A 19,584-nucleotide genomic window follows, 5' to 3' on the forward strand; every position below is an offset into this window, starting at 1 on the left:
GGGCCGGCGCGGCCGGCGGCACGGGGGCTGCCGCGCGCGGTGCGGCGGGCTGCGCCGGGGCGGCCGGGAAGGCGTCCGCGCTGTCCCGTACCGGGTCCTGGGTGGTCATGACCTCTCCTCGCTGCGCTCGTGACCGCCCTGCGGGCGGGTGAGCCGACCGATGATGCCGCCGCGCACGGTCACGCCGGCGCCCCCACCAGGTGCTTCAGCACCGAGGTGAAGAAGCCGAGGCCGTCCAGGGAGGGGCCGGTGAGGGCCTCCACCGCGTGCTCGGGGTGCGGCATGATGCCGACCACGTTGCCGGCGGTGTTGGTGATCGCGGCGATGTCGCGCTGCGACCCGTTCGGGTTGCCACCGACGTAGCGGGCGACGACCCGCCCCTCGGCCTCCAACTGGTCCAGGGTCGCGGTGTCGGCGACGTAGCAGCCCTCGCCGTTCTTGACCGGGATGAGGATCTCCTGGCCGGCCTGGAAGGCGTTGGTCCACGCGGTGCCGGCCGACTCCACGCGCAGCACCTGGTCCCGGTTGCGGAAGTGGAGGTGCTGGTTGCGGGTGAGCGCACCCGGCAGCAGGTGCGCCTCGCAGAGGATCTGGAAGCCGTTGCAGATGCCGAGCACCGGCAGGCCGCCCCGGGCGGCGTCCACGATCGTCTCCATCACGGGGGCGAACCGGGCGATCGCGCCGCAGCGCAGGTAGTCGCCGTAGGAGAAGCCACCCGGGAGGACGACGGCGTCCACCCCGTGCAGCTTCGGGTCGCCGTGCCAGAGACGCACCGGCTCTGCGCCGGCGATCCGGACGGCCCGGGCCGCGTCACCGTCGTCGAGCGAGCCGGGGAAGGTGACGACACCGACCCGGGCGGTCACGAGCGGGCGCCCGCGGTCTCGTCGGCCTCGACCAGGCGGACGGTGAAGTCCTCGATGACCGGGTTGGCGAGCAGCTTGTCGGCGATCTCCCGAGCCCGGTCCAGGTCCGGTTCACCGGTGAACTCGATCTCGATCCGCCTGCCGATCCGAACCGAGGCGACGTCGCTGACGCCGAGCCGGGGCAGCGCGTTTGCGACGGCCTGGCCCTGCGGATCGAGGATCTCGGGCTTGAGCATGACGTCGACGACGACGCGAGGCACTGGGCACTCCTGACTGTGTACGCAGTTGGGTGCCGACCCACAACGGGCGAGCGCAGCCAGCCTACCTGGCAGATACCGTCACGGACGCACCGGCCGGAGGCGGTTCGGACAGTGATCGGCATTGTCGGCGTACGGGGCCGGGGACCGATGCCGGTTCGTTGCGATCCCGATGCGGATCCGTTGTCGTCGCACCCCGTACGCCCGGCTTTGCCGGATCAGCGCAGCGCCGGGAGTACTGATCGATGTTTCTCGATGGAAACACTTGTGAACGACGTCTCAGGGGCCCTACCGTACATCGTCAGACGTCTATGAGATGTCTCCGCCGGCGGGCCGACCCCCGCCCACCGGCCGGCAACCCGCCCCGGTGAACCCGGGACGCGCCCCGAGAAGGAGCCCCCCTGCCATGCGCATCCGATCCGTGATCGCGGTCCTCGCCACCGCCCTGGCCGGCGTGCTCGGCGCCAGCTCCGGCGCCGTCGCCGCACCCGTCAGCCCGTACATCATCGGCGGCAACACCGTCTCGTCCGCCCCGTGGGCCGCCGCGGTCTTCAGCAACGGCTCGTTCACCTGCTCCGGCACGATCATCTCGTCCCAGTGGGTGCTGACCGCCCGGCACTGCCTCGGCGGCTCGATGTCCGTCCGGGTCGGCAGCGTCTACCGCTCCTCGGGCGGGGTCACCCGCACCGTGAGCGCCACCTACAGCCGGTACGACCTGGCCCTGATGCGCCTGTCCAGCCCCGTGAGCACCAGCTACGTGACGCTGGCGAGCAGCAACCCGCCGATCGGCTCGACGAACACCATCTACGGCTGGGGCCAGACCTGCTACAGCGGCTGCTCCGCCTCCAGCCAGCTCAAGACCGCGAGCGTCCGGGTGACCAGCACCAGCTACACGGACGCGTACGGCGGGCAGGCCATCCGCAGCACCGAGATCACCGGCAACGCCTGGCGGGGCGACTCGGGCGGCCCGGAGTTCTACAACGGCCGACAGGTCGGCGTCGCCTCGACCGCCGACGGCTACAGCATCCAGAACTACGGCAGTGTCGCGTACAACAGGGCCTGGATCACCTCGGTGGCCGGTGTCTGACGGTTAGCGCCCTCGGCGGCGCGGATGGTCGGCGGAGCGCCGGCCGTCCGCGCCGCGCGGTTTTTCAGCATCCGATGAGGTGAACAAGGCTCGCGATAGGTGCGCCTCCACCCTGACAGCATCGGAAACGTGCTGGTCGTGACGACGGATCAACTGCCCGGCTACGAGATCCGCCAGATCCTCGGCGAGGTCGTCTCCTCGATGGCCCGGACCCGCAACCCGTACCGCGAGGGGGTGAAGAACCTGCGCGGTGGTGCGTACGACCCGATGGCGCCGGACAACCTCACCCGCTGGCGTACCGACTCGGTGGCCCGGCTCGGCGAGGAGGCCCGCCGCCTCGGCGCGAACGCCGTGGTGGGGATGCGGTTCGACAGCCGCGACTGCGGCGAGATGTGGATGGAGATCTGCGCCTACGGCACGGCGGTCATCGTGGCACCCAAGGTCCCCGACGTCATGCCGAACGACCAGCCCCTGGTAGCGGCGGAGACCGCCCACGAACCCGCGATCACGGAGGCCCCCGGCGGCATCGCCGAACCCGCGAGCGCCCCCAACCTGGGCTCCGCCGCAGAAACCCCCACCCGCGACTGACCCGCCCACCCTGCCCACCCCCTGCACACCCTTGTTGATCAAGGGGTTCACGCCACAGTCGATCTCCACCGTGACGCAAACCCCTTGATCAACAAGCGGAGGGAGGGGAGGTGGGGTGGGTGGGTGGGTGGGTCAGAGGATCGGGGGTGGGGTGTAGGTGGCGGCTTCGGGGTGGGCTTCTACGACCTTGGTGATCCGGCGGGTTAGCGCTTCCACCTGGGAGCTGGCGGCGCCGGTGAAGGTGGTGGGGTCGGCGACCAGCGTGTCGATCTCGCTCCGGGTGAGGCCGAGACGGCCGTCGGCGGCGAGGCGGTCGAAGAGGTCGTTCTCCGCCGCGCCCTTCTCGCGCATCGCCAACGCCACGGCGACCGCGTGCTCCTTGATCACCTCATGGGCCACCTCGCGGCCCACGCCCCGCCGGACCGCCGCGACCAGGATCTTCGTCGTGGCGAGGAACGGCAGGAACCGCTCCAGCTCACGGTTGATCACCGCCGGGTACGCCCCGAACTCGTCGAGCACGGTGAGGAACGTCTGGAAGAGCCCGTCGGCGGCGAAGAACGCGTCCGGCAGGGCGACCCGGCGGACCACCGAGCAGGACACGTCCCCCTCGTTCCACTGGTCGCCGGCCAGCTCGCCGACCATCGACAGGTAGCCCCGGATGATCACCGCGAAGCCGTTCACCCGCTCCGACGACCGGGTGTTCATCTTGTGCGGCATCGCGCTGGACCCCACCTGGCCGGGCTTGAAGCCCTCGGTGGCCAACTCCTGGCCGACCATCAGCCGGATCGTGGTGGCCAGCGACGACGGCCCGGCGGCGACCTGGGAGAGCGCGGCGAGCACCGCCACGTCGATCGAGCGCGGGTAGACCTGGCCGACGCTGTCCAGCACCCGGCTGAACCCGAGGTGCTCGGCCACGCGGCGCTCCAGTTCGGCCACCTTCCCGGCGTCGCCGTCGAAGAGGTCGAGCTGGTCGGCGGCGGTGCCGACGGGACCCTTGATACCCCGCAGCGGGTACCAGTTGATCAGATCCTCCAGCCGCTCGTACGCGATGAGCAGTTCCTCGGCGGCGGAGGCGAAGCGCTTGCCCAGCGTGGTCGCCTGGGCCGCCACGTTGTGGGAGCGTCCGGTCATGACGAGGCCGGAGTACTCGTGGGCGTGCCGGGCCAGCCGGGCCAGGGTGGCCACCACCCGGTCCCGGATCAGTTCCAGCGAGGCACGGATCTGGAGCTGCTCGACGTTCTCGGTCAGGTCCCGGGAGGTCATGCCCTTGTGCACGTGCTCGTGCCCGGCGAGCGCGCTGAACTCCTCGATGCGGGCCTTCACGTCGTGCCGGGTGACCCGCTCGCGCTCGGCGATCGACGCCAGGTCGACCTGGTCGAGCACCCGCTCGTACGCCTCGACGACCCCGTCGGGGACGGCCACGCCCAGGTCGCGCTGGGCGCGGAGCACGGCGAGCCAGAGGCGCCGTTCCATCCGGACCTTCTCCTCCGGCGACCAGAGGGCGACCAGCTCGGGCGAGGCGTAACGGTTCGCGAGCACGTTGGGGATCGTCGTCACGTACCGCATTCTCCCGTACCCGCCGGCCGCGGTCCCATCGGCATCGCTCGGGCCGGGCGGCGTCACATCTCCGGGACGACGTGCACGGTCCCGCGACACCGCATCGGGGGCCGGGACCTTCGTGCATCCCGGCCCCGAGGTTTCACGGCAGCAGGTTCACCAGGTCGGGATGCGTGGCCAGCTCCACGACCTGTTCCAGCGTCAGTGGTGGAGCAGCCCCACCCTTCGTGTTCTTCGGCCAGACGTCCGCCATCTGCCCGCCCTCCGGCATGTCGGTGGCGGCGCCGGTGTTCGGCCGGTTGTCGAGGACCACCTCGACCATGCCCCGGTCCGGCCGCTGCACGAACGCGGTGTAGGTCACCAGGCCGGACGACCGCGAGACGACGGTGATCACCCGATTGCCGTCCGGACGGGTCGACTCGGCGCACTCGCCGGCGTGTTGGTGCCGAGGGTGGTGGGCCGCCGGCAGGGTGCGGACAGTCGCGCAGCTAAGGGTGGCGCTCACCCGTCGCTGGACGAGGATCTCGCCGTCGCCGGCCATCCCGTCCCGCTGTACGAGGAAGGAGAAGGACATCAGGCCGTTCCCGGTCGGTCCGCCGCCCCCGCCCTTGAACAGCCGGAGGAAGATCGTCCCGTCCGCCATCACGTCGTCCAGCGCGGCGGCGGCCGCCGTTGACCCCACGCCCATGTCGAAGTCGGCCGGAGGCCCGGAGCCTGGGGACGCCTTCGTGCCGGGTGGCGGCGGAGGTGCGATGGCGAGCGCCGGGTCACGAGCCACGTCCGTCAACTGCGCCATGGACAGCACAGTCTCGCCACCCGACACGGCCAGGAACAGGTACGTGCCGTCCGGACGCAGCACCTCCACCCGCCGGAGCGAGCCGAGCCCCGGCCGGTGCGCGGCGCCGGGCTTGCCGAACTCGGCAAGCAGGTGACGGGCGCGGATCTTCTCTCCGGTGGGACCCTCGCTGACGGTGCAGTTCCGGGCGGCCAGGCCGGCGGTGGGGCAGGGCGACGCGTACTCCCAGGCTGTTCGGCCGTCGCGCACCAGTCCAAGAGAGATCTGGCCGCCGCGATCCCCGATCCGGAAGTTGGCGTAACCGAGGTGGGGCACGTCGACATTGACGTGTCCCTTGTCCATCCAGACCGGTTCAGGACTCACCGACCCACCCCACTTGGTCACCCAGGTGAAGCCGGCCGCCTGCCGCTTCAGCGCCGCCGTCAGGGCGTTGCCGAGCCGTTCACCGTCCTCGTCGGTGCCGGCGATCGTGGTCACTGTCGAGCTCGGTGCCGGGGACGCGGAGGGCAGCGGGGCGAGGGTGATCGCCCCGTCCACTGCGACTGCGACCATCTGGTCCGCCGTGACCGGAAGCCGCGGCTTCCCGTCGGCCGTGTAGGCCCCGACCTCGATGAACGAGCCGTCCGGCCGGATGGCTCGCACATGCATGGTCTCGCCGCTGCTGTGCTCCTTGCCCTTCAGCCGCTCCGGGACCTTCTCGCCCTCGTATGCGTCCTGCATGATCGTGATCTGCTCGCCGCGCGGGCCCGTCCGTTCGACGCACTGCGGCGCGGACCTGCCGTCACACCCGTTGAGCGTTTCCCACATGGAGGCGCCGTCCCGCTCGATCCACACCGAGACCCTCACCTCACCGGCACCGACCCGGATGCTGCCGTGACCTCGGTACCCCGCGTCGGGAGCGGCGTTCGCCACCGCGCCGCCGGCCTCGGACTGCCAGTTCGGGGTCGTGCCGGAGTCGACCCCGTCGGCCGACCAGACCAGCCGCGGTTCGGCACGGACCAGGGCCGCGACGACGGCGGCGTCGATTCGGTTCAGGTCCTCGGGCGTACCCGGGATGGTGGTCGGTGCCGGGGACACGTCGGTGACGGGTGCCTTCGCATTCGGCGCCACCAGGACGTTGGTGCCGAGTGCCACCGCGAGCACGGCCGCGACGACCGCCGCACCCGCCGCGCCCAGGCGGAGCCGCCGGGCGCGGCGCTGCCGCCCGATCACCCGTTCCACGTCGACGGTCGAGGCGGGCAGGTCGCCGATCGCCTCGTCGAACACCTGCTGGTACGTCATGACAGCTCCCCGCGGGTCGTCGATGCCGGAGAGGTCATCAGCATCCGCAGCGCCTCCAGGCCACGGGCCGCCTGGCTCTTCACCGTGCCGGTGCTGACGCCCAGGATCGCGGCGGTCTGCTCCACGGACAGGTCGCAGTAGAAGCGGAGGACGACCACCGCGCGGCGACGGGCCGGAAGCTGGCCGAGCAGATCCAGCAGCACCTCCCGGTCGATCAGGGCCGGCTCGGGCAGCTCCACGTCGACCTGGTCGGGCAGCTCGTCGGTGCTGCGCTCGCGGCGCCACGGGCGGCGGCGCTCGTCCAGCCAGGCGTGGGTCAGCACGCCGCGAACGTACGCGTCCACGTTCTCCGCGGCCTTAACCCGGCGCCAGTGCCGATAGAGCTTGCCGATGGTGATGGAGACCAGGTCGTCGGCGGTGTGCCAGTCCCGGCAGAGCAGGTACGCCGTCCGGCGCAGCGAGGCCAGCCGGGCGGCGACGAACTGCCGGTACTCGTCCTCGTCGGCCCGGTTCACCGCGCGGCGCCTCTCGTCGGTTTCATGCCCAGGGGACGTAGCGAGCTCCCGCCGAGGTTGCTCGGGCCGACGGCGGGTTGTTCGATCGCAGGCCGTGGAGGCTGCCCCGGCCTGCGATCAGCGCTCCAGGATCGCCGTGACGCCCTGCCCGCCGGCGGCGCAGATGGAGATCAGGCCCCGGCCGGAGCCCTTCTCCGCGAGCAGCTTGGCCAGCGTGGCCACGATCCGGCCGCCGGTGGCCGCGAACGGGTGGCCGGCGGCGAGCGAGGATCCGTTGACGTTGAGCCGGTCCCGGTCGATGGAGCCCAGCGGGGCGTCCAGGCCGAGCCGGTCCTTGCAGAACTCCGGCGACTCCCAGGCGGCGAGGGTGGCCAGCACCTGGGAGGCGAACGCCTCGTGGATCTCGTAGTAGTCGAAGTCCTGCAACGTGAGCCCGGCTCGGGCGAGCATCCGGGGCACCGCGTACGCGGGGGCCATCAGCAGGCCCTCGTCGCCGTGCACGAAGTCCACCGCGGCCGCCTCCGACCAGGAGAACCACGCCAGTACCGGCAGGTGGTGCTCGCGCGCCCACTCCTCGCTGGCGAGCAGCACGGTGGAGGCCCCGTCGGTCAGCGGCGACGAGTTGCCGGCGGTCATGGTGGCCTGCTCGGCGTCCGGCCCCCTGGTGCCGAACACCGGCTTCAGCGAGCCGAGCTTCTCCAGGCTGGTGCCCGGGCGGAGGTTCGCGTCGCGGGTCAACCCCAGGTAGGGAGTCATCAGGTCGTCGAAGAAACCCCGGTCGTACGCGGCGGCGAGCCGGTGGTGCGACCGCAGCGCCAGCTCGTCCTGGGACTGCCGGTCGATCTGCCAGCGCAGCGCGGTCCGAGCGGCGTGCTCGCCCATCGACAGGCCGGTGCGCGGCTCCGCGTTGCGCGGGACCTCCGGCTTGAACGGCTGGTGCGGGCGGAGCTTCGCGGCGATCTTCAGCCGCTCGCCGAGGGTACGGGCGCTGTTGAGCTTCAGCAGCGTACGGCGCATGTCCTCGTTGACGGCGAGCGGCGCGTCGGAGGTGGTGTCGACCCCACCGGCGATGCCCACCTCGATCTGCCCGAGGGCGATCTTGTTGGCGACCAGGATGGCTGCCTCCAGGCCGGTGCCGCAGGCCTGCTGGATGTCGTACGCGGGGGTGTGCGCGTCGAGCTTCGAGGAGAGCACCACCTCGCGGGTGAGGTTGAAGTCCTTCGCGTGCTTGAGCACCGCCCCGGCGACCACCTCGCCGACCCGCTGCCCGGCCAGGCCGAAGCGAGCGACCAGCCCGTCGAGCGCCGCGCCGAGCATGTCCGCGTTGGAGGCGTCGGCGTAGCGCGAGTTGGAGCGGGCGAAGGGGATGCGGTTGCCCCCGATGACCGCGACCCGTCGGATGTTCTGCACGATCCGCCTCCTCCACAGTGTTGCCCGCACCTTACTCGCCAGTAGGCTACGCCTATGACCGACAGGTACGCGAGCTTCGTCCAATCGGGGGCCGGCCGCGCGCTGGTCAGGCGCCTCGGGCTGCCAGACCCGCCCCGCCTGCGCCGGCACACCCCCGGCGATCCCCTGCTGACCGGGCCCGTCCTGCTCGGCGCCGCCACCGACGGTCGCCTCGCCGAGCCGGTCGGCAAGATCCTGACCGCCGCCGGGGTCGAGCTGCGCGATCCCGCCGCCGACGGCGACGCCGAGGCGCGCTTCGGAGCCCTGGTGTACGACGCCACCGGCATCACCGACTCCGCACAGCTCCGCCAGCTGTACGACTTCTTCCACCCGCGCGCCCGTTCGGTGCTGCCCAGCGGCCGGGTCGTCGTGCTGGGCACCGCCCCCGCCGACTGCGGCTCCCCGCGGGAGGCGACCGCCCAGCGGGCCCTGGAGGGGCTGACCCGCAGCATCGGCAAGGAGTTCGGCCGGGGTGTCACGGCCCAGCTGGTCTACGTCACCCCGAACGGGGACGCGGGCACCCTCACCAGCGTGGAGGCCACCCTCCGCTTCCTGTTGTCCGGCCGCTCCGCGTACGTCTCGGGGCAGGTGGTCCGGGTCGGCACCGGCCGGGCGGAGCCGCCGGCCGACTGGGACCGCCCGCTGGACGGGCAGGTCGTGCTCGTCACCGGCGCGGCGCGCGGGATCGGCGCCGCCCTGGCCCGGGTGCTCGCCCGGGACGGCGCCCAGGTGATCGCGCTGGACGTGCCGAACGCCGGGGACGAGCTGGCCCGGGTGGTCAACGAGATCGGCGCCTCGGCCGTGCAGCTCGACCTGACCGCGCCGGACGCGCCGACCCGGCTCGCCGAGCACGTGGCGGCCCGGCACGGCCGCGTCGACGTGGTCGTGCACAACGCCGGCATCACCCGCGACAAGACGCTCGGCCGGATGGACGTCGACCGCTGGGACTCGGTGCTCGACATCAATCTCTCCAGCCAGGAGCGGATCAACGACGTGCTGCTGGAGCGGGACCTGATCCCGGCCGGCGGGCGGATCGTGTCGGTGTCCTCGATCGCCGGGATCGCCGGCAACCGGGGCCAGACCAACTACGCCACCAGCAAGGCGGGCGTGATCGGGCTGGTCGAGTCGCTCGCCCCGGTGCTGCGCGACCGGCAGATCAGCGTCAACGCGGTCGCCCCCGGCTTCATCGAGACCCGGCTGACCGCACGGGTGCCCCTGGCCCTGCGCGAGGCGGGCCGCCGGATGAACAGCATGTCCCAGGGCGGCCTGCCGGTGGACGTGGCGGAGGCGATCGGCTGGCTCTCCTGGCCGGCGTCCGGCGCGGTCAGCGGCAACGTCGTACGGGTCTGCGGCCAGAGCCTGCTGGGGGCATGATGGCGGGCAGCAACGACCCGGCGAAGCGGCGGGCCGACGACCTCTCCGTGCACGAGCTGATCGAAGGCCCGACCGAGATCATCTCGACCCACGACCTCGCCGCGTTCCGCGCCGCCGAGGCGGGTTCCGGCGAGACCGGGTACGACCTGAGTCTCGAGGCCACCCACGACCTCTCCCGGTACGGCGAGGAGGCCACGCACGACCTGTCGGACCGGCACGTTCAGGGGCTCCGGACCCGCGTCGACCTGCCCCGGATGCCCGCGTCCGGACCGCTGTACCGGCGCGCGCTGCTCGGCGCGGTGCCCGGCTTCGGGGGGCAGCGGGCAGCCGAGCCCCCCTCGGTGGAACTGGCGACCTCCGGAGTCACCGTCGACCGGGCGCACCTGGCCGACTACGACCGGGTCTGCGGGTTCCGCCTCTCCGACCGGCTGCCGGCGACGTACCCGCACATCATGGGCTTCCCGCTGTCGCTGCGGCTGATGACCGCACCGGAGTTCCCGATCGCCCTGACCGCCGTGGTGCACGTGGGCAACCGGATCACCGTGCACCGCCCGATCGGGGCCGACGAGACGATCGACTTCCGCACCTACGCGGAGAACCTGCGCCCGCACGACCGGGGCCGGCAGATCGACGTGGTGCTGGTCGGCTCGGTCGCCGGGGAGGAGGTGTGGCGCGGCGTGTCGACGTACCTCGGCAAGGAGCGCTCGCCGGGCGGCGGCGAGCGGCGCGAGAAGAGTGACCGGCCCGCACCGCCGGCCGCCTCGGCCCGGTGGCGGGTCGAGCCCCGCGTCGGCACCGACTACGCCCGCGTCTCCGGCGACCACAACCCCATCCACACCTCCCGGTTGGGGGCCCGACTGCTCGGCTTCCCCCGACCCATCGCGCACGGGATGTGGAGCAAGGCCCGCTGCCTGGCGGCGCTGGAGAACCGGCTGCCCGACGCGTACACGGTCGACGTGGCGTTCAAGTTGCCGGTGCCGCTGCCGAGCACGGTGGCGTTCAGCGCGACCCCCGCCTGGGACTTCGCCCTGCACGACTCCCGGGGCCGCCCGCACCTGTCCGGCACGGTGCGCGAGGTGTAGGGAAGGGTCCCGCCTTTTTGTCGAGGAAGGGCCCCTTCTTAACATCGCGGACCGGAGCATGAGGAGCATGGAGTCCGCGCTCGACCTGCTCCGACAGACGGTCACCTCACCGTGGGTGTACCTGCTGATCTTCGGGCTCACCGCGGTCGACGCGTTCTTCCCGATGGTGCCGGGCGAGGCGGCGGTGATCACGGCCTCCGTCCTCGCCGCCGGCGGAAACCCCGACCTGGCGGTGGTGATCGCCGCCGCGGCGTTCGGCGCGCTCGCCGGGGACCACGTCTCGTACGCGATCGGTCGCGGCGGTGGCGCGAACCGGCTGGCCCGCCTGCCCGCGGAGAGCCGGCGGCGGGCCGGCTCGGAGTGGGCCCGCCGGGCGGTGGACCGGCGCGGGGGCCTGATCCTGACCACCGCCCGGTACGTCCCCGGCGGCCGGACGGCGATCACCCTGACCATGGGCGCCGTTCGATATCCCCGGCGGGCCTTCCTGCTCTTCGACACGATCGCGGCGCTGAGCTGGGCGCTCTACTGCGGGCTGCTCGGCTACTTCGGCGGGCTGGCCTTCGAGCGCGACCCGTTGCGGGGCATCCTCGCCGGGGTGGGCCTGTCGGTGGCGGTCACGCTCCTGATCGAGGCGGCCCGCTGGCTGCGCGTCCGCGCGAAGCGCCGGGCCGCCGCTCGCGTTAAGAGGGGGCCCTTCCTCTACCGGAGGCGTTAACAGGGGCCCTTCCTTTCACGCCGACGGCGGGCGCCAGGTGGCGCCGTGCAGGAGCTGGCCGGCGCCGAGCCAGGCGGCGTTCATCATCCGGGTGGCCGTCTTCTCCGGGTCGGCCTCCGGGTGGTCGGCGAGCCAGTCGGCCAGCGACTCGGTCGCGCCCACCAGGGCGTACGCGACGACCTCCAGGTCGGTCTCGCCCACCTCGCGGCCCTCGGCGCGCAGGGCGTGGTCGAGCATCCCGGCGACCACCTCGACGAGGCGGGCGCGCATCGTGGCGATCTCCCCGGCGAACGGCTGCTCGCCCCGGGCCTGCCGGTAGAGGACCGCCCAGCCGTCCCGGTGTGCCCCGACGACACCGAAGAACGCCCGCAGGCCACGCCAGAGGCGTTCGTCGGCGGGCAGCTCGGGGGCCGCCGCCCCGGCGATGGCCTGCATCATCCGGGTGCCCTCGCGGTGCAGGCACGCGACGAACAGCTCCTCCTTCGTGCCCAGGTACGCGTAGACCATCGGCTTGGAGATGCCGGCATCGTCGGCGATCTCGTCCATGCTGGCCGCGTGGTAGCCGCGTCGGGAGAAGACCTTGACGGCCGCGTCGAGCATCTGCTGCTCGCGGACGGCCCTCGGGAGGCGGCGGAAGGTGGGTGCGCTGGACACTCTTGCGAGCATACCTACTCGTGCGTAAGGTTACGCGCGAGTAGCCAATATCGTCCGGAAGGTGCACCACCATGACTGACTTCGACCCGGCCAACTTCGCCAACGTCGGCCCCAAGGAGTTCGCACAGCTGGTCAAGTCCACCCCCGACGACAAGATCGCCGAGGTGATGTCCGGCGAGCAGCGCGGCAAGATCCTGAGCGAGGTCTTCGGCCGGATGCCGCAGCTCTTCCGCGCCGACCGGGCCGGCTCGACCAACGCGGTCATCCACTGGAACATCACCGGTCGCCCCGACGGTGGCACCGACACCTACGAGGTCGTCATCGAGAACGGCACCTGCACCGTCAACGAGGGCGCCACCCGCGACCCGAAGCTCAGCCTCACCATGGGCCCGGTCGAGTTCCTGAAGATCGTCTCGGGTGGCGCCAACCCGGTGATGATGTTCATGACCGGCAAGCTCAAGGCCAAGGGCGACCTCGGCCTGGCCGCCAACATCGCCAACCTGTTCGACATCCCCAAGTCCTGACATGGCCGAGTTCTCGCTCGACCTGAACGAGGAACAGCGGGATCTGCGCGACTGGGTGCACGGCTTCGCCGCCGAGGTCGTGCGCCCGGCCGCGGCCGAGTGGGACGCGCGGGAGGAGACTCCGTGGCCGGTGATCCAGGAGGCGGCCAAGGTCGGCCTCTACGGCTTCGAGTTCCTCGCCACCTGCTGGGCCGACCCCACCGGGCTCTCCCTGCCGATCGCCAGCGAGGAGCTCTTCTGGGGTGACGCGGGCATCGGCCTGTCCATCTTCGGCACCTCGCTCGCCGTCGCCGCCATCTACGGCGCGGGCACGCCGGACCAGATGGTCGAATGGGTGCCGCAGTGCTTCGGCGACGTCGACAAGCCCGCCGTCGCCGCCTTCTGCACCAGCGAACCCGAGGCCGGCTCCGACGTGGGCGCCATGCGCACCCGGGCCGTCCACGACGAGGCCACCGACGAGTGGGTGCTGAGCGGCCAGAAGGCGTACGCCACCAACGGCGGCATCGCCGGTGTGCACGTGGTCACCGCCTCCGTCGACCCGTCGCTGGGCTCACGCGGACAGGCGGCCTTCGTCGTACCGCCGGGGACCGCCGGCCTGACCGCGACCCGCAAGCTGCGCAAGCTCGGCCTGCGCGCGTCGCACACCGCCGACGTGTTCCTCGACGACGTACGCGTACCCGGTCGCTGCCTGCTCGGCGGCAAGGAGGCACTGGACGAGCGACTGGCCCGGGCCCGCTCCGGGCAGCGCGCCTCCGGCCAGGCCGCGATGCGCACCTTCGAGCTGTCCCGCCCGACCGTCGGGGCGCAGGCACTCGGGGTGGCCCGGGCCGCCTACGAGTACGCCCTCGACTACGCGAAGGACCGCGTCCAGTTCGGACGGCCCATCATCGCCAACCAGGCGGTCGCCTTCGCGCTGGCCGACATGAAGACGGAGATCGACGCCGCCCGGCTGCTGGTGTGGCGGGCCTCGTGGATGGGCCGCAACAACCGGCCGTTCACCGCCGGCGAGGGCTCCATGTCGAAGCTGAAGGCCGGCGAGGTGGCGGTCTCCGTCACCGAGAAGGCCGTGCAGCTGCTCGGCGGGGCCGGCTTCCTCCGCGACCACCCGGTCGAGCGGTGGTACCGGGACGCGAAGATCTACACCATCTTCGAGGGCACCTCGGAGATCCAGCGCCTGGTCATCTCCCGCGCCATCTCGGGCGTCCAGATCCGCTGACGCGCCCGCCGGTCCTCCGGCGGGCGCGCCGGATCGTCTCTCTCATGGCGGTCGTGTTTCCCGTACGTGTCCGCCAGGTGGACTGGGGCCGAACGGCTGCTGGGCGGCACACCTCGGCGAGGTGCATGATCGAGAAGAAGTCTCACGAAGGGCCCCTCGATCGGCCCTCTCCGGCACCGCGCGGAAGGAGGCCCGCGACATGGACCTGCCGTTCGTCGTCGCCACCCTCACCCGGCGCGGCCTGCTCGCACCGGGCCGTCCCGTCCGCATCGCCTCCCAGCTCGGCGCGCTCCGCCGGTGGGGATGGAGCCTCGCGGGCGAGCTGCGGCAGGCCGCCGCCCGCGACCCCGACCGGGTGGCGATCGTCGACGAGCAGGGGCACGAGCTCACGTACGCCCAGCTGCTGGACCGGGCCGAACGGCTCGCCCGGTCACTGCGGACCGCGCTCGGTGTCCGGGTCGGCGACCGGATCGGTGTGCTCTGCCGCAACCACCACGGCCTGGTCGAGACGGTGGTCGCCGGTACCCTGCTCGGCGCGGACGCGGTACTGGTCAACACCGGTCTGTCCGCCGCGCAACTGGCCACGGTGGCCGAGGAGCAGCGCCTCCGGGTGCTCGTGCACGACACCGAGTTCGCCGACCGGGTCACCGGCCTGCCCGCCGACCTGCACCGCCTCGACGAGCAGGCCCGTGAGGAGCTGGTCGCCGGAGCCCTGCCGGGCGAGCTGCGCCCGCCGGAACGCGACGGCCGGATCATCGTGCTGACCTCCGGCACCACCGGCACACCCAAGGGCGCCCGCCGGCCCACCCCCAACGGGTTCGGTCCGCTGGTGTCCATCATCGACCGCATCCCCCTGCACGCCCGGGACCGGGTGATGATCGCCGCGCCGCTCTTCCACACCTGGGGTTACGCCGCTCTCCAGGTGTGCTTCGCGCTGCGCGCCACGATCGTGCTGCACCGCCGTTTCGACCCGGCCGCCACCGTCGCCGCCCTCGTGACGCAGGGCTGCGACGCGCTGTTCGCCGTACCCGTGATGCTGCAACGACTGCTGGAGGAGCCGGCACCCGACCCACGACCGCCGTTGAAGGTGGTCGCGGTGAGCGGCTCCGCGCTGCCCGGCGGCCTGGCACCGGCCTTCATGGACACGTACGGTGACGTGCTCTACAACCTGTACGGCTCCACGGAGGTCTCCTGGGCCTCCATCGCCTCCCCGGCCGACCTGCGGACCGCGCCCACCACCGCCGGCCGACCGCCGCACGGGACCCGCCTGGCGATCCTCGACGACGACGGCCGGCCGGTGGCCGCCGGGCGGGTCGGGCGGATCTTCGTCGGCAACGAGATGCTCTTCGAGGGCTACACCTCCGGCGACGGCCGGGAACGCCGCGACGGCCTGCTGGACACCGGCGACCTGGGCCGGATGAACCCGGACGGACTGCTCTTCGTCGACGGCCGCGCCGACGACATGATCGTCTCCGGCGGTGAGAACGTCTTCCCGTCCGAGGTGGAGAACCTGCTCGCCGGGCTGCCCCAGGTACGCGAGGCGGCCGTGATCGGTGTGCCGGACCCCGAGTACGGGCAGCGCCTGGCCGCCTTCCTCGCCCTGCGCCCCGGCGAGACCCTCGACGAGGAGGCGGTCCGCGAGTACGTCCGGCACTACCTGGCCCGGTTCTCCGTGCCCCGGGACGTCGTCTTCGTGAAGTACCTGCCCCGCAACGCCACCGGCAAGGTCCTCACCCGCGAACTGCGCCGCTACTACGGCTGACCGGCACACGTCCCGACCGGCCCGCCTAAGCTGATCTTCACCATGGTCGACACCGGACACCGCCGCCGTACCCCGTTGTTGTTGGTGGAGGCGGCGACGCTGCTCTCGGCCACCGGCAACGGCGTGGCCGTCGTGGCCCTGCCGTGGCTGGTGCTGGAGCGGACCGGCAGCGCCACCGCGGCGGGCGTCGTCGCGGCGGCCGGCGGGTTGCCGCTGCTGCTGTCCAGCCTCGTCTCCGGCACGGTGGTCGACCTGCTCGGCCGACGTCGGACGGCGATGGTCTCCGACGCCCTGTCGGCGGCCTCGGTCGCCGCGATCCCCCTGGTCGACGCCACGCTCGGGCTGAACCTCGGCTGGATCGTGGCGCTCGCCGTCCTCGGCGCGGTCTTCGACCCGGCCGGCCTGACCGCCCGCGAGACGCTGCTCCCCGCCGCCGCACACGCCGCCGGCTGGCGCATCGAACGCGCCAACGGCGTGCACGAGGCGATCTTCGGCCTCGCCTTCCTGATCGGGCCGGGCGTCGGCGGCCTGCTCATCGCCACCGTGGGGCCCGGTCCGACGTTCTGGGTCACCGCCGCCGGCTTCGCGGTCTCGGTACTGCTGGTAGCGGCCGTCCGCCTACCCGGCGCCGGCCGACCGGAGCGCCCGCCGAGCGGCCTGTGGCGGGGCACGCTGGAAGGGCTGCGCTTCGTCTGGCGGGACCGGCTGCTCCGCACGATCGCCCTGATCACGATGGTGCTGGTCGCGCTCTACCTGCCGGTCGAGGGAGTGCTGCTGCCCGCCTGGTTCGTCGCGCAGGGAGAGCCCGCCCGGCTCGGCGCCGTCCTGATGGCCATGAGCGCCGGTGCGGTGCTGGGCGCGCTCGGCTCGTCCGCCGCCGGCCGGCTGGTCCGCCGCCGCACCCTGATGGCGGTCGCCCTGGTGGTCACCGGCGTGGCGCTGCTCGGCCTGGCGTTCCTGCCGCCGTACCCGGTCCTGCTCGGCTTCGCCGTCCTGGTCGGGCTCGCGTACGGGCCGGTGAACCCGCTCTCCAACTACGCGATGCAGACCCGCACGCCGGAACACCTCCGTGGACGGGTCGTCGGGGTGATGACGTCCTTCGCGTACGCCGCCGGCCCGGCGGGCTACCTGCTCGCCGGGCCGTTGGTCGAGGGGCTGGGCCTGCGTACGGCCTTCCTGGTGCTGGCCGGGGCGTTGCTGGTCGCCGCCGTGGTGGCCGCGCCGCTGCCCGTCCTGCGGGCCCTGGACGAGCCACCCCGGCACCCGCCCGCCCCGCCGGGCGGGACCTCGGGACGAACCGAAGGGCCGGTGCCGCTCGGTGAGCAGTGGGCGCCGTCTGCGCACCGGGACCCGCCGATTCAGGGGTAGAGCGTCAGCCCGGGCGTGCGGTCAGCGCGGAATCGTGATCCGGTCGCCGATCGCGGCGGCGGCGATGTCGGTGCGGTGGTGGGAGCCGGCCAGCCCGATGCCGCGTACCACCTCGTAGGCGGCGTCCCGCGCGGCGGCCAGGTCCGCGCCGGTGGCCGTACCGCAGAGGACGCGGCCCCCGGCGGAGAGCAATGCGCCGTCGGCGGCCCGGCGGACGGTGCCCGCGTGGATGACGCCGGGGGCGTCCGCGCCGGTGATGACGTCGCCGGTACGCGGAGCCGCCGGGTAGCCCTCCGCGGCGACCACGACGGTGACGGCGGCGCCGTCCCGCCAGCGCAGCGGCGGGTGCTCGGCCAGCGTGCCGGTGGCCGCGGCGTGCAGCAGACCGGCCAGCGGCGTCTCCAGCAACGCCAGCACGACCTGCGTCTCCGGGTCGCCGAAGCGGGCGTTGAACTCGATCACGCGGGGGCCGGCGGCGGTGATCGCCAGACCGACGTAGAGCAGACCGGCGAACGGGGTGCCCCGGCGGCGCATCTCGGCCAGGGTCGGATGGACGACGTCACGCATGACCTCGTCGACGAGGCCGGGAGGCGCCCAGGGCAGCGGCGCGTACGCCCCCATGCCGCCGGTGTTCGGGCCGCTGTCGCCGTCGCCGACCCGCTTGAAGTCCTGCGCGGGCAGCAGCGGCACCGCCGCCTCGCCGTCGGTGACCACGAAGAGCGACACCTCGGGGCCGGCCAGGTACTCCTCGACGACGACCCGGCCGCACTCCTGCGCGTGCTCCAGCGCCGCCGTCCGGTCGTCGGTGACGACGACACCCTTGCCGGCGGCGAGACCGTCGTTCTTCACCACGTACGGCGTGCCGAACTCGTCGAGCGCCCGTGCCGTGCTCTCCGGGTCGGTGCAGGTGTACGCCCGCGCGGTCGGCACACCGGCGGCGGTCATCACGTCCTTCGCGAACGTCTTCGACCCCTCGAGCCGGGCGGCCTCGGCGGACGGCCCGAACACCGGGACACCCTTGGCGCGTACCGCGTCGGCGGCCCCCGCCACGAGCGGCGCCTCCGGCCCGATCACGACCAGGTCGGCCTGGACGTCCACGGCCAGCGCGGCGACAGCCGAAGGATCGGCCGCGTCGAGGGCGCGCACCTCGGCCACCGCGGCGATCCCGGGATTCCCCGGGGCCGCAACCACTGCGGTCACCGACGGATCGGCCGCAAGCCCGAGCGCGAGCGCATGCTCCCGCCCCCCACCACCCACAAGAAGTACCCGCACGCCGGCATCCTACCGACCCCCACCCCGACCCCACCCCCCTCCCTGTTGATCAAGGGATTTGCGCCAGGTGCGGGGGTGACTACTGACGCATACCCCTTGATCAACGCAAGTGTCGGTGTCGGTTGAGCGCCTGCCGGACCGTCCACGGGATGTAGTGCGGGTCGAGGGTGTCCTGCCAGGTGAAGCGGAGGACGGTCCAGCCGGCGTTGACCAGGCGATTCTGTCTGCGGCGGTCGGCGTACGCCGCCTCAGGAGTGTTGTGCGGGCCTCGACCGTCCGCCTCGGCGATCATCCGGGAGGCACGCCAACCCAGGTCACCGATGCCGAGCAGGTGGCCGTCGTCGTCGCGCACCTCCAGTTGCAGCACGTCCGGCGGGACCCGGCCGTCCACGCAACGCAGCCGAGTGCGGGTCTCCAGCGGGGACTGCGCCCGCCCGTCCGCCTCGGCCAGGTAGCCACGCGCCGCCACCGCGCCCCGCCGTCCCCTGATCAGTGCGGGTATGGCCGCCAACTCCGTCACGGTGATCAACTCACGGTTGAGCGCCGAGTCCAGCAGCGAGACGGCCGGATAGCGATGGGCGCGCAGCATCAGGTCGGCCAGCGTTCGCAACGGCGTCGTCGCGGCGATCCCGGCGACCCGGCAGGTGTCGCCGACCGGCACGGTCAACTGATGGACGACGAGGTGCGGATCGGTCGGACGCTGCGCGCGGGGTGCGGCAACCGGCACCGAGATGTGGATCTCGGGCGTCGGTGCCAGGCCCGCGACGCCGTACAGCTCCGCGGCCGTCCCCAGAACGGCGAACGCATCCGCGCCCAGGCTGGTCACCGCTGCCCTGATCCGCGCACGCCTCAGGTCGGCCGTGCGCTCCTCGGACGGCCAGGGCCGGAAACAGCCACGCGCCAGCCGCACCCAGCGGCCGGCACGGCAGTGATGACGGATGTCGTCTCGCGTGAAGCCGACACGCAGTGCCTGCTCCGTCGTGACCATCCCGTCCTGTGCCGACGCGACGCGCCGAAGCAACTCGATCGGTTCCACTGCGCCACGATCGCCACCCCCGCCCCCACCTCGCAGCCCCTGTGGACAAACCTGTGGACAACTGGCTGTCGGCCCCACCCGACCGCCGTGTTGATCAAGGGGTTTAGGTCAGGAACAGCTCGGATCCTTGACGCAAATCCCTTGATCAACGGGAAGCGGGCGGGGGTGGGGGGCGGGGGGTGGGGGGC

17 protein-coding genes and 2 pseudogenes are annotated in these 19,584 nt (G+C 72.6%); 9 read left to right on the forward strand and 10 right to left on the reverse strand.

Translation table 11 applies throughout. The features are described 5' to 3' along the window. Positions 1-179: 179 nt before the first annotated feature. Entirely contained in the window at positions 180-863 is a 684-nt protein-coding gene (purQ, locus tag AB0I76_RS06980; protein WP_357030907.1) for a phosphoribosylformylglycinamidine synthase subunit PurQ, read from the reverse strand. Next, positions 860-1,123, reverse strand: a complete 264-nt coding sequence (purS, locus tag AB0I76_RS06985; protein WP_120779088.1) for a phosphoribosylformylglycinamidine synthase subunit PurS — start codon at positions 1,121-1,123, stop codon at positions 860-862. Before purS ends, purQ begins: the two co-directional genes overlap by 4 nt. Before the next feature lie 403 nt (positions 1,124-1,526). On the opposite strand from purS, the gene AB0I76_RS06990 reads away from it, so the two are divergent. After that, positions 1,527-2,207 carry a DUF1986 domain-containing protein gene (locus tag AB0I76_RS06990; protein WP_357030911.1) on the forward strand — a complete coding sequence of 227 codons (681 nt, stop codon included), beginning with the start codon at positions 1,527-1,529 and terminating at the stop codon, positions 2,205-2,207. Positions 2,208-2,231: 24 nt separating this feature from the next. Beyond that, positions 2,232-2,795, forward strand: a pseudogene (locus AB0I76_RS06995) (YbjQ family protein). Between the two features lie 132 nt (positions 2,796-2,927). On the opposite strand, the gene purB reads toward AB0I76_RS06995, so the two are convergent. From purB to AB0I76_RS07015, 4 genes are all read right to left on the reverse strand, one after another. Continuing rightward, a complete protein-coding gene (purB, locus tag AB0I76_RS07000; protein WP_357030914.1) occupies positions 2,928-4,352 on the reverse strand; it encodes an adenylosuccinate lyase in 1,425 nt (474 codons plus the stop codon). 142 nt (positions 4,353-4,494) lie between these two features. Next, the gene (locus AB0I76_RS07005; protein WP_357030917.1) at positions 4,495-6,429 is read right to left on the reverse strand and encodes a hypothetical protein; all 1,935 of its coding nucleotides are present in this window, start codon (positions 6,427-6,429) and stop codon (positions 4,495-4,497) included. Further along, positions 6,426-6,944, reverse strand: coding sequence for a SigE family RNA polymerase sigma factor (locus tag AB0I76_RS07010; protein WP_357030920.1), 519 nt, complete (start codon positions 6,942-6,944; stop codon positions 6,426-6,428). Before AB0I76_RS07010 ends, AB0I76_RS07005 begins: the two co-directional genes overlap by 4 nt. 117 nt (positions 6,945-7,061) lie before the next feature. After that, positions 7,062-8,354, reverse strand: coding sequence for an acetyl-CoA C-acetyltransferase (locus AB0I76_RS07015; RefSeq protein WP_357030923.1), 1,293 nt, complete (start codon positions 8,352-8,354; stop codon positions 7,062-7,064). 54 nt (positions 8,355-8,408) lie between these two features. Here AB0I76_RS07015 and AB0I76_RS07020 point away from each other — a divergent pair, with 54 nt between their 5' ends. From AB0I76_RS07020 to AB0I76_RS07030, 3 genes are all read left to right on the forward strand, one after another. Then, positions 8,409-9,767, forward strand: a complete 1,359-nt coding sequence (locus AB0I76_RS07020) for a 3-oxoacyl-ACP reductase (protein ID WP_357030926.1) — start codon at positions 8,409-8,411, stop codon at positions 9,765-9,767. Positions 9,768-10,021: 254 nt separating this feature from the next. After that, complete coding sequence (locus AB0I76_RS07025; protein ID WP_357030947.1) at positions 10,022-10,849, forward strand: MaoC/PaaZ C-terminal domain-containing protein; 828 nt, start codon at positions 10,022-10,024, stop codon at positions 10,847-10,849. Between the two features lie 67 nt (positions 10,850-10,916). Next, positions 10,917-11,564 (forward strand): DedA family protein, encoded by a 648-nt coding sequence (locus tag AB0I76_RS07030; protein WP_357030950.1) that lies wholly within the window; start codon positions 10,917-10,919, stop codon positions 11,562-11,564. A 15-nt stretch (positions 11,565-11,579) separates the two neighbouring features. Here the strand turns inward: AB0I76_RS07030 and AB0I76_RS07035 are convergent, their stop codons facing one another. Beyond that, complete coding sequence (locus tag AB0I76_RS07035; RefSeq protein ID WP_357030929.1) at positions 11,580-12,218, reverse strand: TetR/AcrR family transcriptional regulator; 639 nt, start codon at positions 12,216-12,218, stop codon at positions 11,580-11,582. A gap of 71 nt (positions 12,219-12,289) precedes the next feature. Between AB0I76_RS07035 and AB0I76_RS07040 the strand changes: the two genes are divergently transcribed. The 4 genes from AB0I76_RS07040 (at position 12,290) to AB0I76_RS07055 (ending at position 17,088) form a co-directional block, all read left to right on the forward strand. Next, complete coding sequence (locus AB0I76_RS07040) at positions 12,290-12,742, forward strand: SCP2 sterol-binding domain-containing protein (protein ID WP_357030932.1); 453 nt, start codon at positions 12,290-12,292, stop codon at positions 12,740-12,742. 1 nt (position 12,743) lies between these two features. After that, on the forward strand, positions 12,744-13,958 hold the full coding sequence (locus AB0I76_RS07045) for an acyl-CoA dehydrogenase family protein (RefSeq protein ID WP_357030935.1): 1,215 nt from the start codon (positions 12,744-12,746) through the stop codon (positions 13,956-13,958). Between the two features lie 199 nt (positions 13,959-14,157). Beyond that, a complete protein-coding gene (locus tag AB0I76_RS07050; protein WP_357030938.1) occupies positions 14,158-15,720 on the forward strand; it encodes an AMP-binding protein in 1,563 nt (520 codons plus the stop codon). A 42-nt stretch (positions 15,721-15,762) separates the two neighbouring features. After that, on the forward strand, positions 15,763-17,088 hold the full coding sequence (locus tag AB0I76_RS07055) for an MFS transporter (protein ID WP_357030942.1): 1,326 nt from the start codon (positions 15,763-15,765) through the stop codon (positions 17,086-17,088). 21 nt (positions 17,089-17,109) lie between these two features. Here AB0I76_RS07055 and purD read toward each other — a convergent pair whose 3' ends face one another. The 3 genes and pseudogenes from purD to AB0I76_RS07070 form a co-directional block, all read right to left on the reverse strand. Further along, positions 17,110-18,360 (reverse strand): phosphoribosylamine--glycine ligase, encoded by a 1,251-nt coding sequence (gene purD / locus AB0I76_RS07060; RefSeq protein WP_357030945.1) that lies wholly within the window; start codon positions 18,358-18,360, stop codon positions 17,110-17,112. Positions 18,361-18,460: 100 nt separating this feature from the next. Beyond that, positions 18,461-19,186, reverse strand: a complete 726-nt coding sequence (locus AB0I76_RS07065) for a hypothetical protein (protein ID WP_357030953.1) — start codon at positions 19,184-19,186, stop codon at positions 18,461-18,463. A gap of 69 nt (positions 19,187-19,255) precedes the next feature. Continuing rightward, positions 19,256-19,474: pseudogene (locus AB0I76_RS07070) on the reverse strand (type IV toxin-antitoxin system AbiEi family antitoxin domain-containing protein); the annotation flags it as partial. Positions 19,475-19,584: the final 110 nt, after the last annotated feature.

The sequence above is a fragment of the Micromonospora sp. NPDC049799 genome, assembly GCF_040656655.1.
Classification (GTDB): Bacteria; Actinomycetota; Actinomycetes; order Mycobacteriales; family Micromonosporaceae; genus Micromonospora.

Excerpts from the sequence above, each read along its gene's own strand:
- AB0I76_RS07030 (WP_357030950.1), top strand. The coding sequence starts at position 10,917 with ATGGAGTCCGCGCTCGACCTGCTCCGACAGACGGTCACCTCACCGTGG.
- AB0I76_RS07050 (WP_357030938.1), top strand. The coding sequence starts at position 14,158 with ATGGACCTGCCGTTCGTCGTCGCCACCCTCACCCGGCGCGGCCTGCTC.
- AB0I76_RS07045 (WP_357030935.1), top strand. The coding sequence starts at position 12,744 with ATGGCCGAGTTCTCGCTCGACCTGAACGAGGAACAGCGGGATCTGCGC.
- AB0I76_RS07055 (WP_357030942.1), top strand. The coding sequence starts at position 15,763 with ATGGTCGACACCGGACACCGCCGCCGTACCCCGTTGTTGTTGGTGGAG.
- AB0I76_RS07025 (WP_357030947.1), top strand. The coding sequence starts at position 10,022 with ATGCCCGCGTCCGGACCGCTGTACCGGCGCGCGCTGCTCGGCGCGGTG.
- AB0I76_RS06990 (WP_357030911.1), top strand. The coding sequence starts at position 1,527 with ATGCGCATCCGATCCGTGATCGCGGTCCTCGCCACCGCCCTGGCCGGC.
- AB0I76_RS07040 (WP_357030932.1), top strand. The coding sequence starts at position 12,290 with ATGACTGACTTCGACCCGGCCAACTTCGCCAACGTCGGCCCCAAGGAG.
- AB0I76_RS07020 (WP_357030926.1), top strand. The coding sequence starts at position 8,409 with ATGACCGACAGGTACGCGAGCTTCGTCCAATCGGGGGCCGGCCGCGCG.
- AB0I76_RS07005 (WP_357030917.1), bottom strand. The coding sequence starts at position 6,429 with ATGACGTACCAGCAGGTGTTCGACGAGGCGATCGGCGACCTGCCCGCC.